Source organism: Thermococcus peptonophilus, assembly GCF_001592435.1.
GTDB lineage: Archaea > Methanobacteriota_B > Thermococci > Thermococcales > Thermococcaceae > Thermococcus > Thermococcus peptonophilus.
Map to the genome: position 1 here is coordinate 1,221,440 of NZ_CP014750.1, position 14,528 is coordinate 1,235,967.

Consider the following 14,528-nt stretch of genomic DNA (forward strand, 5'->3'; position numbering starts at 1 on the left):
TCTCTGGTTCTTTCCGGGGTTCACTTCTCCTCAAGCACTCCCACCTCGTTTAGCCCCACTTCCTTTCTCTCCGCGATGAAGAGGAACGCGAGCGAGACCGCCGCGATTATAGATGCTTCTGCCCCGGGTCCCGGCAGCCGGCTCTTCAGGGCGTAAACCAGGGTCAGGGAGGCACCGAACCACGCCCCGAAGTAGAGGGCACCCCTTCCGAAGCCCCTGTATGCCCGGTAGATGAAGACCGCCGGCAGGGCAATAACGAGGGTGTAGTCGGTGAGTGCCGAGACGGCCAGGACTGCCGACAGGATGAGTTCTTCCCTCTCTGGTTTGAGGCTTCCCCTCAGGATGTCGTCGAGGACAAGGAGGAGTGAGAAGCCCAGGAGCAGGCTTTCCTTGGCCCCCTCCCAGTGGTAGAACGAGCCGCTTTCTGGAAGGGTCAGCAGGGCGAGGGCATACACCGAGAACCCTAGGATTCCCAGAGATTTTCCTTTGAAGCGCAGGAGGTAAGGAACAACCGCCAGGACGGGAAGGGATTCTTTGAGCGCTACAGCTGCCAGCAGGGAGGCTATAAAGCCTATCATAGTCTCTCCACCACCTTTCTGAAGACGTCCTTTGGTCCAAGCTCTACAACGGGGACTTCTGTGCGCATCTTCCTCAACAGTTCCTTTCTCGCCCTGTAGGCACTGTACAGACCTTCCAGTTCATCGGGAGAGACTTCGTCCTTTCTCAGGAAGCGTATGGGATTTGGGTAGAGCACCGCTACGTTTGAGCCCTTTCTTTTTAGGATTTTCACGGCCGCTATTATCTCTCCCGGGTGCAGGCCGACGTCGTCTATTATCAGGACGTATGAGTTTGAGGGCACCCTCAGGGCGGCCTTCTCGATTCCCGAAGTTGAAGTTCCGGATTTTATCTTCAGAATTTTCCTCGCTGCCTCCGAGCGTACTCCCACAGGGGAGGGGGTTATCTGGGGTCTTCCTGGTTGCGGTGATATCTCCAGGTGGGCAAGTGCCCTTGCAGGGTCTCCGACGTCGTTCAGGACTTTTCTTACCGAGTGGCTGTCGTAGGTTATCGCCCCAACTATGTGCCCGAACTTCTGGAAGTAGGCTACTGTCTGGGCGATTATCAGGGTCAGGTAGTCGGTTTTCCTGTTCCTCATCTCCCTCCTGAAGCTGGGGTCAACGTTTATGAGGAGGTAGACCTCCGATAACGCCTCCCTCTTGAAGACCTTGACAATGAGTTTGTTCAGCCTTGAGCTCGCCTTCCAGTCGATCTTCCTTACGTCGTCCCCGGGGAGGAACTCCCTCAGCTCGTCGAAGTCCAGAACTTCAAGGCCCAGCCCCAGGGCACTCCTCGCTTCTGCGAAGGCGTTGGGTTCTTTTCTGGTCGTCAGGGCTTCCCTTATTCTCCTCTGAGAGGGGAACACCGTTATCTCCCTCTCCTCTGAGACCGGGACTTCCGCCCTGAAGAGTCCTGTCATGTCAATGAACTCCGCCTTTGCCTCCGGCTTTAGGACGCCCTTCTTCTGGGGGATGAGTGTGTGCATCAGTTTCTTATGTTCTCTAGGCCTTATCTTGGCCTTCAGGGGTCGTGCGAATATGTCCGGTGAGGTCTCGCGGAGGACAAGGTATCCGCTAGCTTCCGAGAGGTTTTTGGCCTCAACCTCGGTCAGCAGGGGTTCAAGCTCGGTTCCCCTCTGCGGGATTCTCCTCAGGACCTCCAGCCTGGGGCTGAAGCTCAGCCTGGCCATTGAATAGTACGCGATTATCGCGGCTCCGGCCACCCCGGCGGCGGGGTTCACCAGTATTATCGATCCAGCCAGGAGGACTCCCGCTACGGAAAGCAGCACTTCTGCGGGCTTCATTCCGTTGGCACCTCTATCCTCTCGAGGATGTCCATTATGACGGTCTTACCGCTGATGCCCTCGACCTCGTATTCGGGCTTGACCACTATCCTGTGGGCCAGCACCGGGAGTGCGAGCTCCTTCACGTCGTCCGGAATGACGTAGTTCCTCCCTTCCAGGTATGCCCTCACCTTTGCGGCGTAGAGTAGGTGTTCGCCTGCCCTCGGCGACGCACCGAGGAGAGTGCGCTCGTCGGTTCTGGTCTCCTTAAGTATCTCGTAGATGTAGTCTATGATTTCGTCGCTGACGTAGGTCTTCAGGGCGTCTCTCTTTGCCTTTGCCAGCTCAGTTGCGCTGACCACCTGCCTGGCGGTCTTGAACTCACCGAGATTCTTCTTCTTGAGCATCTGCTTCTCCAGTTCTTCGGGAAGGTACCCGACGTCTATCTTCATCATGAACCTGTCGTTCTGGGCCGTCGGGAGCTCGTAGACGCCTTCGATTTCGACCGGGTTTCTGGTGGCGAGGACTATGAACGGGTTGGGCAGCTTGAGGGTGATGCCCTCTATGGTGACCTGCTTCTCCTCCATGGCCTCGAGGAGCGCCGACTGGGTCTTGGGAGAGGCCCTGTTTATCTCATCCACGAGGACAACGTTGGCGAAGAGCGGCCCCTTCTTCAGCTTGAATTCTCCAGTTCTCATGTCATAGAACGTGTGTCCCATTATGTCTGCGGGCAGAATATCGGGCGTCATCTGTATCCTCGTGAACTTCAGACCGAGCGTGTTGGCGAAGTTCTTGCTCAGGGTCGTCTTAGCTGTTCCGGGGACGCCCTCGAGGAGGATGTGCCCCTCCGCTATGAGGGCTATCGTCATGAGCTCTACGATGTCCTCCATTCCGACTATGGCTTTCCCAACCTCTTTCTTTATCTTCTCCATGATCATTCAAATCACCCTTCCATTCTGCCTATCATCTCAAGCACTTCTCCCTCATCCCAGCCTTTCTCCCTTGCCAGGAGGAGGGCGGCCTCCTCAAGGCTGGCGTTCCTCACCATAAACCTTCTGAGTGGGCGGAGGGCAATATCCAGGAGCCACTTAAACGCTCCCAGCTCGTTGAGTATTGCAATTAGACCCGTTATGATCGTTATCCAGATGGCCCTTTCTCTGGGCAGGACCCTTTTTATTGTGACCGTCCCCGCTGTGTAGAGGTTAAAGTCCGGGTGATGGGTTTCGTCTATGTACACTGGGCCGGGCAGGTAGTCAGCAAGGTTCCTCAAAAAGGGTTCGTTCTCATCGAAGAGGTTGTTCGTCAGTATGTCCGGGTCGGAGAGGACTATTATCCTGCCCTTCCCGTAGGTTATCTCCGTCATGATGGGGTACTGCCTCCGGTGGAAGTTTATCATGGCCATTCTGCTTGCGTAGATTTCTCCCTTCCCTGTGACGATTACTGCAGAGGGGTCGCTTGTGACGATTTTGCTCACGTTTCTGGCCAGGAGCGGGTTTTTTATTGTGACTGTGACTATGAACCTGTCATCCGTCTCGTAAAAGAAGTCGCGCAGTGGGTAGTCAGATATGCCAACCGGGACGTCCAGAGCCCTCAGCAGATCGTTTCCAGTCCCGAAATCGTCCGCGAGGAAGAGGGTGTTACCTTCTTCGACGAACTCCTTTATCTTCTTGACCTCTTCGGTCGTGAATGTGGCGTTTGGGCCGATTATCAAAAGGGTCCCCCCGCTCAGGTCGTAGGTGTCGAGGGGATTGATGAGGGGCAGAACGGTCTTCCCCTCGCTGTGGAGGAGAAGCGCGAACTTTGATACACCGTTCCAGCCTGTGTTAAAGGCGCTGTACTCGCTCGAACTTTTGAAGTAGGGCACCGTTATGGGCATGGTGAAGAGGAAGAATGCGAGTAACAGCAGGATTGAGTATTTGAGCGTCCTGTTCATGCGAGCACCCCCATAAGGCGCTTTACTGCCTCCATGAACTCAACGAGCTCTTCAGCGCTAACTTTCATCCCGCCGTAGACCCACCTCTCGTGTATCTCCGTGACCTTCCTCAGGTCTTCGTAGTGGCCCCAGTCCTTCAGGACCCTCAAAGCCTCGCGGGGTGTGAGGCTCTTCGGGATGCCCAGCCTCTCCTTCAGCAGATCCCTTATCATGGTGTAGGCCTCGCCAACATCCTCTGGAATTTCTCTGGGCTCAAGTTCAAATTTGATAATCGGGAGCGGCGTTTGTATGGGTTTCTCAGATCTCTTCAGTCTGAACGGAGAGGGCTTTTCACTTCTCTCGCCCACAACGAGGAGGGCGCCGATGGAGGCTATGATCAGCAGGACGAGAAGGTACCTCCACAGGCTGCTCTGGACGGGTTCAATGGTGACTATCAAGGTGTTTGAGGCGGCTTTCTCGTGGAGAGGGTCCCCGGCGAAGAGTGCGTAGACTTTCATGATTCCGGGTTTTTTGGGCTTCAGGATGAACGAGAAGCTCCCGTTGGTGACCGTAACGTTCATTGCAGGAGTGTCGTTTACGTAGATGAGGACCGTCGTGTTGAGCCCTGGTGTCATGGTCCCGTGGAACTTCCCGGTTTTTCCAGCAGTTATGCTGTCCGGGCCGGCCAGGCTTATCGAGACCGCTATCTTCCTGAATACCAGTGTAACGTTGGTGGCAGTTCCGTCATGAGTTTTGTCCCCCTCGAACTCAAGGGGAACTGTGATAACAGCGGGGATCGGAGAGAAGTAGTCCCTGGAAAGTGTTCCGTTCTCGTCAGTCATGATTGGCACACCATCAACGAGAACGGTTCTGTTAGCGAGGGCGTTGCCGTAGTAGTCAACGAGCTTCGCCTTCAGAGTCAGTGTGGTGTTTATAACCGCTGAGGTTTCTCCCGTGACTATGAAGGAAGTGGGTATTTTGCGAACCTGAATGTGTACCTTGTTTGAGGTCATGTTGCCCTGGACCGCGTAGGCGGTGTAGTTCCCGAGCTCGGTGAACGTGTGCTTAACCGAGAAGTAGCCGTTTGAGGCATCCGCGAGGTACGCTATGGTGACGTTCTCCCCCGCTATTATGAGCGTCAGGGTGCCGTTCTCCGGCGTTGCCCCAAAGAAAGTGACCGTTTCGTTGAGGATCGGCCGGTTATCCGTTACGCTCAGGGTTAAGTTCGTTATTCTGGGTTTTCTGGAGCTTACCGTTTCGATTACCCTCCTCAGGTAGGAGTCAACCTTTCTGGTGTCAAACCTCAAAACCTCGTCGCCGTTGAGGAGCGTTATGTTCTCGATCTCCCGCAGGATGCTCTCCATGTCCCTGGCCGTGTTCCTTATGCCGACCACCAGCGCCGGGTCGCTCGTGTTGTAGTACTCAAGCATAAGCTCGTCCAGGATCACTAAGTTCCGAGAGAAGCTGTAGAAAGGGGGCAGAACCTCTGAGGCCTTTCCGTTAACGCCCCTGCTCTGGTAGTATATGATCTCCTCCCTCAGCAGGTCGAGCTCATACAGCGTCGTGTTGGCTAGCGTCAGGCCGTAAGGATCGCCGTTCAGGGTGTATTTAAGCGAGTCTCCAAACCTCTCCAGAACTTGCGAGAAGTAGGTGTAGAGAAACTCGTCGCGGGGAACCGGTTTTTGGACTCCCCTGGCGGCTATGAACGGGCTTGAGCCAATTATTAGAACAATCAGCAGTGCTGCAACAGTCGTTCCTTTCATCGGTGCTCGCTTCCATAAACTATAAAAATTCTTTTAAGTCTATCCCCCTCGGTGTTGCGATGGGCAGAATAAGCGGGAGCGTCCTAATAGGACTGGGGATTCTTCTCTGGTACACCGGTGGGCAGTCAGGGGAAACCGCCCTTGTAAACCTCGGTATCGGCTCAATACTCCTCGGTCTCGTCGTTTTCCCCATGCCCGGCTGGGGGCACGTGAGCAGGGACGCGCTTGAGTTAGCCGTTGAACCCGGCTGCACCTTCCTGTCGAACCTGGTAAGGGATCTTGAGCTCAAGGGTAAGGCCGTCGTTATCCCGCCGTATGAGAACCTGCCGGAGGGTGGAATATTCATTCCAGCGTCGGAGGAGTTTCACGTCCCCCTGGGGAAGCTCGGTGAGGGTACCGTCCTAGTGACCGGGACGCGGCAGGAGACCGGGCTTTTGATAAGCCCCGTTCCTGGTAGGGGGGTCTTTGAGTACATTGACGAAGACTTAAGCGGGACGGGGATTGGCTATGCTGCCTCCGCTGTTTCGTCCGCCCTGAGCGCCCTCGGTCTCGGCAGTGCGGAGGTCTTCGAGGAGGGAGAGAAGATCGAGGTCTATGTAAAGCCGATCTGCGAGAACCCGTACGCCGACCCGGCAGTTTCCGCGGTTCTCCTTGGAATTGCTGTGGGTTCAGGGGAGCTGATACTCGTGGAGGATGTGGAGAGGGTGAAGGACTACTTCAAGCTGACCCTCAAGAGGCTCGGCGGTGTTGGGAGATGGCTATGAGGGAGAACCTAATAACTTTCTTTGCCGTCTGGATCGTTGTCTCCGCCATTTTCAGCCCTTCCGTTGAGATTTTTCTGACCGTCGCGCTGATAGGGATCCTGATAACCCTTGAACTGGGAGAGTTCTACCTCTCAAGGGACGTAAAGGACTCGTTAAAGCTGTCCGCGTACTTCCTCCTGGTGATCTTTGCCGGAATAGTGGCGAGGAAGGTTTATGAGGTATTGAAGACGTAGCATGTTTGCAGGTATTGGTGTGATGGAATGTTATTTAGCAGGTTATAAACTTGGGAAGAGGTTTCATCTCAGCACGAAAAACTTAAAAGAGTGTTGCGGGCAAAACTACGCTTGGAAGAATAACGGGAGTTACGTGGTAAAAAATACGAGGGGCGTACGTATGAGGACGCTTATAATAATTCCTGCCTACAATGAGGAACTAACGATTGGGTCAGTTGTTGCTCTTGCTAAAAAGTATGGTGATGTTCTGGTAGTGGACGATGGCTCTAAAGATAGGACTTCTCAGGTTGCTCAGAATGCCGGTGCCATTGTTATTAGGCATGAAGTTAACAAGGGAAAGGGTGCGGCGTTAAAAACGGGGTTTGACTACGCCCTCTCAGATGGCTACGATGCCGTTGTAACCATTGACGCCGATGGTCAGCACAATCCCGACGAGATTCCCCTGCTGCTGAAGCCGATTTTGGATGATAAAGCGGATCTGGTCATAGGGTCGAGGTATCTTAATGGTGCTAAGGGGAACATTCCCCTTTACCGGAGGCTTGGGCTGTGGGTGCTGAACACCACCACGAACGTGAGCCTGAACGGGACGCTGAAGATTACAGACTCCCAGTCGGGCTTCAGGGCGATAAACAGGAAGGCCCTCGGCGAGCTGATGAAGATAAGCAGTGACGGCTACAGCATGGAGAGCTACATGCTGGTGCACCTGGCCGAGAAGGGCGTGAGGATTAAAGAGGTGCCGATAACTGTCCGCTACGATGTGCCAAATAAGCATAAGAAGAACCCTCTGAGCCACGGGTTTGGAGTGCTGGCCGCCATTGTTGGGCTGATAGGGTACAGGAGACCCCTGCTGCTGTTCAGCGTTTTGAGCCTTATATCCTTTGCAGTTGCGGGAGTCCTGGCCTACTGGGCGCTGAAACCGTACTATGCTGGTGGAAACGTCTACCTCACCCAGGCCATAGGCGCGGGAATCTTCGTGATAATTGGGATCCAGCTCTTTGTTGCTGGGCTGACGCTGAACGTGCTGGCGAGGATGGTAAGGGAGTGAGCAAGGAGGGTCGAATCAGCGTGAGAATTGCGTTAATTGGCTCCAGGGGGATACCCGGCAAGTACGGTGGGACTGAAACATTTGTTGAGGAACTTTCTAGGCGCCTAGTGAGAGAGGGGTTTCAAGTATATGTTACCTGCGAATCTGATGGGTTTCTGGAAGACGAATACAACGGTATAGTGAGGGTCCATGTCCCATCACTCCAGGGCAAAAGTGTCACAATACCATCAATAAACGACGTTATTGCAACACTGTATCTTCTCTCAAAGCACTCAAACGACGTTGATGTGCTTTATTATGTCTCCCCCGACGGTGCTCTGGCGGCGATATTTGGAAGATTATCAAAAAAGCGAATTCTCATAAACCCCGATGGGATTGAATGGAAACGGTTAGTCAGGAGAATCCAGTTTGTACCGTTCCATCTATTCCCAGTTTATCTGGCCACAATGATCTATATGTATCTCATGGAATACCTTTCATGCAAGTTGCCCGATGTGGTTGTTGCAGATTCTCTCGGGATTAAAGAGAATTTAGAAAGGAGACATAAACCTAGAAGGGTTGTCTACATTGCCTACGGCGCAAGAGAGCTCCTGCCTTCAAGGCTCTCGAAGTGGGAAGAGGTAAGGATACTCCGCAGGTTCGGTCTTGAACCTTTTGGGTATTACCTCACGGTGGCGAGGATAGTCGCCGAGAACAACATCCACATGGAGATTGAGGGGTTTAAAAAAGCAAACTCAACAAAGAAGCTTGTCATCGTCGGGAACTTTAACAAGAATGATCCATATAGTAAATATCTCTTCAAGCTGGCCAAGAACAACGAGAACATACTTTTGCTTGACCCAATTTATGACCGGGAGGCTCTTGGAGTCTTGAGAAAGAATGCCTTTGCCTACATCCACGCCTACGAGGTCGGGGGGACAAATCCCTCCCTGCTTGAGCAGATGCTCTTCAAGAGACCTATATTAGCTTATGACGTGCCGTTCAACAAGGAAGTTCTGCAGGAAGGAGGGATATACTTTAAAGATGCCGGGGATTTAGCCAATAAAATGGAGATGCTTGAGAGGGGTGAGTTTGATTTAAAGCTTATAAAGAAGACGCAGATTAAGAGAATACGGAGGCAGTATAACTGGGAGAGGGTTGCGATGGAGTATGAAAGGGTGTTTAGGGCTTTGATCAGGAGGGCGCAGGGATGAAGCTCCTTTTAATTAATTATATGGAAACTACTGCACCGGGAGGGATAAATAAGGTAGTGTTTGAAATTGCTAGATGGCTTTCTAAATGGAGTCATGAGGTTGTTGTTTTTAATCCAGCTTGGGATAATCGCCTGCAAATGAGTGAAGAAAAGATAGAGAATTTTACATTGATTAGGGGATACAAATACAGAGAATCCCTTTATGGATTTAGCATCAAAAATATCGGAGTTGTCAGAGAATTAATAAAAAAGTTTGATCCAGATGTTGTTCACGTTCATGGATACCATACCTTGTTCTCACCTGAAATAGTTTATGTTGTCAAGAAATACTTTTCCAAAATTCCAGTGATATTTTCTCCGCATTATATGCCCTTCGGACATGCCACGCTCCTAGGAGAGTATCTGTGGTCAGTATACAACAAGATAAGCAATTTACTAATTTTTCCTAAAATAGATCATCTAATAGTTGCGTCTAATTTTGAAAAGGATAGTTTGCTCTATGATATCCCCAATACAGGGGACATTGAAATTAGTGTGATCCCCCATGGGGTGGATGTGATTGATGTTCAAAAGAAACCTCAGAGGGAAGAAATTACATTATTGTTTTCTGGATATCTTCAGGAGCGAAAAGGTGTTCAATACATACTCCGAGCCCTCTATGAACTTGTTTATGAATATAAAATGGCGAACGTCAGACTTACGATTATTGGGGAAGGTCCATATAAACAAAGTTTATTAAAATTAGCGAAGCAATTAAATATAATGCAATATATTGTATGGAAACCATTTGTAGTTGATAGAACAGAACTTTTTAAGGAAATTCAGAATGCAGATATATTTTTGTTGTTGTCCAAGAATGAAAACTATGGAATCACTGTTGCCGAAGCACTTGCACTTGGAACTCCAGTAATAGTTACAAAACATAGTGCCTTGAAGGAGTTTTTAACAGAACCTGGATGTTTTGGTGTTGATTATCCTCCTAATCCTAAGAAAGTCGCGGAATTAATATTAAAAATCTTAAACAGCGATGTTAGAGTGGGACCGTTTAGTAAAAGGATAAGAACTTGGGATGAAGTTGTGAAAGATTACGAAAAGGTATACAATCTAGTACTGAGAAGAGTGAAGAATATGAGGTGAGAACAATGGATTACCCCAATGTGATACTTATTGTAGTAGACACTCTGAGAGATGATTACTCATATCCTCTGAAAGAAAATCTAAAAAAGTTTGGATTTATTTCGTACAATAATGCTATAGCTCCTACCTCATGGACAATTCCTAGTCATGCATCATTATTTACTGGTTTATACCCCCTACTTCACAAAATACATGAGACAAAACACAAAAAAAATCCCGATATACGATTTGATGATCTACCACCTGAAATCACACTGCAACACTTTTTAGGAGAACTGGGATATGAATCCTACTTGTTAAGCGCGAATCCATATATATCCCCATTTTTTGGGTTATCTGGATTTGATTATTTCCATGATACATATTCGGGGAAATATAGCATTTTTCTTTCTGACAACGAACAAGAATATATTGATAAATTAAAAATAAGGACAAGGACAACCAAAGAGTTATTATCTAAATTATGGAATGATAAACAATTTAAATTATTATTAAAAGTTACAGGCGGTTTTATTATCTGGAAGCTTGGGCTAGTAAAAGGATGGCCATTTGATATGGGCGCCCGAAAAACAATAGAAGTTTTAAGGAGAATTCTCAAGAAAGAAAATTGGCGGGATTCTAATCCATTTTTTATATTCGTAAACTTGATGGAAGTCCACGAACCCTACTCTAGACTTGAAAATCCTCAAACCCTCATAAAATCATTCAAACGTAACCTTCTAACTGGTGAACTAAATTTTGAGCAAGTACTATTATGGAAACAAGTTTATCCTAAAGAAGTAGATTACATAACAGAAAGAATCCTTGAGATTATTAAAATACTAAAATACGAAGATATGTTTGACAATTCCATTATTATCATCACTAGTGATCATGGACAGCTCCTTGGAGAGCATGGAAGAATAGGTCATGGGACCTTCCTTTATGATGAACTTCTAAAAGTGCCTCTTCTTGTAAAGTTCCCAAAGGAATATGAATCTCATTACCCGGGGGACTCGGAATCTTGGATCAGTCTCACAAAAATTAAACAGTTAATTTTGAGTGTGGTTGAAAATAAACTGGAGGTACATCAATTGTACTCCTCTGTTGTATTTGCCGAGTCGTATGGCATACAAGATTATATAAACCCCCCCACAGATAGAGATCAATACAACAACTTTTATGCCCTTGAAAAATACCGGATTGCTATCTATTACAAAAACTTTAAAGGAATTTTCAATGTCACAGACTGGAAGTTTGAAGAAATCATTTCGTATGATCCCAAAACAGAAGTCACTGAAGACATTGTAAAACACATGAAAAAAGAGATCATAAAATTCCTAAAAACTGTTGAATTCAGAAGCATTTCAAAGATAGGTGAGTTAACTATTTATTGAATGTTTTATAAAACAGTATAGGCGACTTTCTTTCATTTTCCATCGCTGCTAATACCCCCAATGCAAAATATATACTGCTTTTTTTATTTCCATAAAAAAGAATGTAATTTAAAAGTAATAATGGAATTCTTAAAATTAGCAATATACTCATGCCAAGCAGTTTGTAGAATTCAGTGTAGTTTTTCAATATGATTAGTATCATATTTCGTCCAAACAAATATGCTGATATAGGTCTAATTGTTTTCTTTAAAATGTTTCTATTGCCAACTTTGTGCCAAATCGTCGAGAGAGAGGCTACTGCCAACGAAATTCCGCCTTTACGTAACCTAAGCGAAAAGTCGGTTTCTTCCCAATATGCAAAATAATCTTCATCTAAAAATCCAAAACTCAAGAGAGTATCTTTTTTGACTAACATACATGCGCCATGGATTTCATCTGTGTTTATTAATGAAGAGGAGATGCCTTTATCCATTTTATTAGGTTTGCATGATTTATGCATAGTAGTCCATATTGGGCCTAATTTGTGAGTTTTACCGCAGTATTGAATTTTTCCGTTCCAGTAATAATGTATTTTAGGGCTTATGGCTCCAATGTTCTTGTTACTGGAGGCAACTTTTACAAGCTCCGTTAAAAAGCCTGGATGAACAACAGTATCGTTATTCAAAAGCAAAATATAGTCAGAGGTCAAAACGCTCAAAGCAAATTTTATTCCAACGTTGTTCCCACCAGCAAAGCCGTAGTTGTCCTTATTTTTGATTAAAATCATTCGCCTATTCGGATCAAATTTCTCGTAGGCGGGTTTATTGAACTTCCCTTTCCTTGTGTCACCTTCATTGATATCAAAAACCTTAATCGGTTTATTGCTCGGATTGTACTCAAAAAACTTTGAATTGACCTCAATCTTTCCCTCTGCATACTCCTTAATCTTCCTCACCGAGTCATCCTTGGAGCCGTTATCCACCACGATAACATCATAGTTAGGATAGGTGATTCTATAGAGCGATTCCAAACATTCTATTGTATCCTCCCAGCCGTTCCAGTTGAGAATGATTATAGATACCCTCGGGGCATTCATCTGCATCCCATACCCTTTCTATCAAAAAATATTAAAAGGTTTTTTGGTGGCATTACATTTGGGGAGAGATTAAATGGACAGAAAATCACTGATAATCACCATCTCGATTTTGTTGGGGTTGAACTCAGGAATACTAGCGGATTACTTAGGCATCCGCATACCACTGGTCAGGCAGATTTTTGGGTTCGTTGCCCTGATGTTCCTACCGGGGTATCTTCTCTTAAGGATATTTAACACAAAAACGGAAAGCATCTCTGAAGAGATATTCCTCGAAGTTGCCCTCAGCATCTCGGTCGTCATGATTATGGGGATTTTTGCAAATTTTGTATATCCACTCCTTGGGGTTGAAAAACCTATAACCATTCTTCCGATTCTCTTGACATTTAACGTGGTTACCCTGGGGCTACTCGCGGTGGAGCAGATCAGGTCAGTGCCGGTGCCTCAGCACACCAGAAGGCAGATCAGGATAGCAAAGTGGGACTTATTCTTTGCCCTTCTGCCCGCCGGGTCTCTGCTTGGTGCCTACTTTTTCAGCCACTACGGGGATAACAAGGGATTGCTTCTCCTTTATTTCGTGATAGCGCTTACCCCACTAGTTTTTATTAAATCCAAGAACTTTAACAGAGCCTTTGGGATATGGTCAATTGCGATTTCCCTTATGTGGTCAACTGTTTTTGGGGTATCCTGGAACTATATCTGGGGATACGACATAAATGGGGAGTACTACTATTCAAATTTAGTTTTATCAAAAGGAGTCTGGGAAATTTCAACTTTTAAAGCATATAATACTGTTGCAAGTATAAATATACTTGCACCATTATCTTCTTTGGTAACAAGTATGAATCTGGTCTCAATATTCAAAGTTATGTATCCATTTATATTTTCATTAGTTCCAGTGGTACTTTTAAAGGCCTATGAAATGCTTTTGCAAGATAAACTTCGGGCTGAACTCTCAGTATTATTCTTTATGTTTCTCTTTACATTTTTCACAGAAATGATGGCTCTTGCGAGACAAATGATCGCAGAAGTATACTTGGCCCTGCTTGTTTATGCAACAATAAGAAAGATAAATTCTATATTTTTGAGTGTGTTCCTGGTGTCTCTAGTAATCTCGCACTATGGGACTGCATATTTAGCAATATTTGCACTTGTCTCCCTTCTCCTGTTGGGGAATATCAAAACAAAAAGAAACATAAATAATAGAATTATAATATTTACATGGGTGATAACTCTGTTCTGGTACCAGCATGTCGGGGGAGGGTTTCAATTTCAAAAGTTAGTGGATGTTGGATATCAAACACTCTTAATGCTCAAAGATTTGGGAGATATACAGCGATCACAAGGACTCGCAATTATAGTAAGTAAAACCACTCTTGCGAGGGAAGTAGGAAAATGGATAAATATCATTGCTCAAGGTTTTATTTCAGTGGGGATTCTAGCCGCGGCTTATACTATTGCCAAGGATCCCAGGAAAAAATATATAGAATTTTATGTATTGTCCTTTGTGTTCTTCGCTTATGACGTTGCCGGAGTAATTGTTCCATATTTTGCGAATAGATTAAATACTCCAAGGCTTTATCAGATAACATTATTTTTCCTATCCCCATACTTAATTATTGGGGCAAATGCACTAAGTAGAATTTTTTATAACCTTTATAAAAACATGGTATCTAGTAATACTATATCTAATAATTATGAGGTCAAGATTCTCTCGGTTCTATTGGTAATTTATTTTCTGTTTAACTCTGGGGTTGTACTAACAATTTTCCATGATCCATATCCGCCTATGTGGCTCAATAGGTATCAATCTCCCTCTTGGAGTACAAAAGAAATCATTGGGGCGAAATGGATAAAGCATTATGAGATTCAAAATAGCATTACCTATTTAGGCAACTTCAAGTTTCCATTGTTTTCAGGATTAGGAATAAAAACCAAATGGTTTGGGTTTAAGAAATCCATAGTAGTACAGGATTTCCCTGAGACTCAAGAATATGTATATCTTGGGAAAGAAACTACATTACACAAAGAGATAGAAAGTTTTTATTTTGGAGCAGGAGGCATTCCAATCCATGAATTCATCTCTTTATATCAGACAGATTTATGGAAACAGTTGTATAATTTTAACAAAATTTACGCTAATCCGCATGTGAGTATATATTGCCAACGTTAAGGAAACCTCAGAAGACATCGCTCT

13 protein-coding genes are annotated in these 14,528 nt (G+C 46.4%); 7 read left to right on the plus strand and 6 right to left on the minus strand.

Annotated features, from left to right (window positions below):
- Window positions 1–20 precede the first annotated feature (20 nt).
- From A0127_RS06480 to A0127_RS06500, 5 genes are read right to left on the minus strand one after another with little or no spacing between them, the layout of a single operon-like run.
- The gene (locus tag A0127_RS06480) at window positions 21–578 is read right to left on the minus strand and encodes a hypothetical protein (RefSeq protein WP_062389498.1); all 558 of its coding nucleotides are present in this window, start codon (window positions 576–578) and stop codon (window positions 21–23) included.
- Window positions 575–1,858, minus strand: a complete 1,284-nt coding sequence (locus A0127_RS06485) for a DUF58 domain-containing protein (RefSeq protein ID WP_062389500.1) — start codon at window positions 1,856–1,858, stop codon at window positions 575–577. Before A0127_RS06485 ends, A0127_RS06480 begins: the two co-directional genes overlap by 4 nt.
- Window positions 1,855–2,775, minus strand: a complete 921-nt coding sequence (locus tag A0127_RS06490) for an AAA family ATPase (RefSeq protein WP_062389503.1) — start codon at window positions 2,773–2,775, stop codon at window positions 1,855–1,857. The genes A0127_RS06485 and A0127_RS06490 overlap by 4 nt, the downstream gene beginning before the upstream one ends.
- Before the next feature lie 5 nt (window positions 2,776–2,780).
- The gene (locus A0127_RS06495; protein WP_062389507.1) at window positions 2,781–3,770 is read right to left on the minus strand and encodes a DUF4350 domain-containing protein; all 990 of its coding nucleotides are present in this window, start codon (window positions 3,768–3,770) and stop codon (window positions 2,781–2,783) included.
- Complete coding sequence (locus A0127_RS06500) at window positions 3,767–5,512, minus strand: DUF4129 domain-containing protein (RefSeq protein ID WP_062389510.1); 1,746 nt, start codon at window positions 5,510–5,512, stop codon at window positions 3,767–3,769. The genes A0127_RS06495 and A0127_RS06500 overlap by 4 nt, the downstream gene beginning before the upstream one ends.
- A 59-nt stretch (window positions 5,513–5,571) precedes the next feature.
- On the opposite strand from A0127_RS06500, the gene A0127_RS06505 reads away from it, so the two are divergent.
- The 6 genes from A0127_RS06505 to A0127_RS06530 all read left to right on the plus strand — a co-directional run bounded on the left by A0127_RS06505 (window position 5,572) and on the right by A0127_RS06530 (window position 11,259).
- Window positions 5,572–6,276, plus strand: a complete 705-nt coding sequence (locus A0127_RS06505; protein WP_062389514.1) for a hypothetical protein — start codon at window positions 5,572–5,574, stop codon at window positions 6,274–6,276.
- Window positions 6,267–6,509 (plus strand): hypothetical protein, encoded by a 243-nt coding sequence (locus tag A0127_RS06510; RefSeq protein ID WP_054840624.1) that lies wholly within the window; start codon window positions 6,267–6,269, stop codon window positions 6,507–6,509. Before A0127_RS06505 ends, A0127_RS06510 begins: the two co-directional genes overlap by 10 nt.
- 160 nt (window positions 6,510–6,669) lie before the next feature.
- On the plus strand, window positions 6,670–7,554 hold the full coding sequence (locus A0127_RS06515) for a glycosyltransferase family 2 protein (RefSeq protein WP_062389518.1): 885 nt from the start codon (window positions 6,670–6,672) through the stop codon (window positions 7,552–7,554).
- Window positions 7,551–8,747, plus strand: a complete 1,197-nt coding sequence (locus A0127_RS06520; RefSeq protein ID WP_231855738.1) for a DUF1972 domain-containing protein — start codon at window positions 7,551–7,553, stop codon at window positions 8,745–8,747. The genes A0127_RS06515 and A0127_RS06520 overlap by 4 nt, the downstream gene beginning before the upstream one ends.
- Window positions 8,744–9,883, plus strand: coding sequence for a glycosyltransferase family 4 protein (locus A0127_RS06525; protein WP_062389521.1), 1,140 nt, complete (start codon window positions 8,744–8,746; stop codon window positions 9,881–9,883). Before A0127_RS06520 ends, A0127_RS06525 begins: the two co-directional genes overlap by 4 nt.
- 5 nt (window positions 9,884–9,888) lie before the next feature.
- A complete protein-coding gene (locus tag A0127_RS06530; protein WP_062389524.1) occupies window positions 9,889–11,259 on the plus strand; it encodes a sulfatase-like hydrolase/transferase in 1,371 nt (456 codons plus the stop codon).
- Here the strand turns inward: A0127_RS06530 and A0127_RS06535 are convergent.
- Window positions 11,249–12,340 carry a glycosyltransferase family 2 protein gene (locus A0127_RS06535; RefSeq protein ID WP_231855739.1) on the minus strand — a complete coding sequence of 364 codons (1,092 nt, stop codon included), beginning with the start codon at window positions 12,338–12,340 and terminating at the stop codon, window positions 11,249–11,251. The two genes, A0127_RS06530 and A0127_RS06535, sit on opposite strands and share 11 nt — an antisense overlap.
- A 67-nt stretch (window positions 12,341–12,407) precedes the next feature.
- Between A0127_RS06535 and A0127_RS06540 the strand changes: the two genes are divergently transcribed.
- Window positions 12,408–14,504, plus strand: coding sequence for a DUF2206 domain-containing protein (locus A0127_RS06540; RefSeq protein ID WP_062389527.1), 2,097 nt, complete (start codon window positions 12,408–12,410; stop codon window positions 14,502–14,504).
- Window positions 14,505–14,528 lie beyond the last annotated feature (24 nt).

Excerpts from the sequence above, each read along its gene's own strand:
- A0127_RS06480 (WP_062389498.1), bottom strand. The coding sequence starts at position 578 with ATGATAGGCTTTATAGCCTCCCTGCTGGCAGCTGTAGCGCTCAAAGAA.
- A0127_RS06515 (WP_062389518.1), top strand. The coding sequence starts at position 6,670 with ATGAGGACGCTTATAATAATTCCTGCCTACAATGAGGAACTAACGATT.
- A0127_RS06525 (WP_062389521.1), top strand. The coding sequence starts at position 8,744 with ATGAAGCTCCTTTTAATTAATTATATGGAAACTACTGCACCGGGAGGG.
- A0127_RS06485 (WP_062389500.1), bottom strand. The coding sequence starts at position 1,858 with ATGAAGCCCGCAGAAGTGCTGCTTTCCGTAGCGGGAGTCCTCCTGGCT.
- A0127_RS06530 (WP_062389524.1), top strand. The coding sequence starts at position 9,889 with ATGGATTACCCCAATGTGATACTTATTGTAGTAGACACTCTGAGAGAT.
- A0127_RS06540 (WP_062389527.1), top strand. The coding sequence starts at position 12,408 with ATGGACAGAAAATCACTGATAATCACCATCTCGATTTTGTTGGGGTTG.
- A0127_RS06500 (WP_062389510.1), bottom strand. The coding sequence starts at position 5,512 with ATGAAAGGAACGACTGTTGCAGCACTGCTGATTGTTCTAATAATTGGC.
- A0127_RS06535 (WP_231855739.1), bottom strand. The coding sequence starts at position 12,340 with ATGCAGATGAATGCCCCGAGGGTATCTATAATCATTCTCAACTGGAAC.
- A0127_RS06505 (WP_062389514.1), top strand. The coding sequence starts at position 5,572 with ATGGGCAGAATAAGCGGGAGCGTCCTAATAGGACTGGGGATTCTTCTC.
- A0127_RS06495 (WP_062389507.1), bottom strand. The coding sequence starts at position 3,770 with ATGAACAGGACGCTCAAATACTCAATCCTGCTGTTACTCGCATTCTTC.
- A0127_RS06510 (WP_054840624.1), top strand. The coding sequence starts at position 6,267 with ATGGCTATGAGGGAGAACCTAATAACTTTCTTTGCCGTCTGGATCGTT.
- A0127_RS06490 (WP_062389503.1), bottom strand. The coding sequence starts at position 2,775 with ATGATCATGGAGAAGATAAAGAAAGAGGTTGGGAAAGCCATAGTCGGA.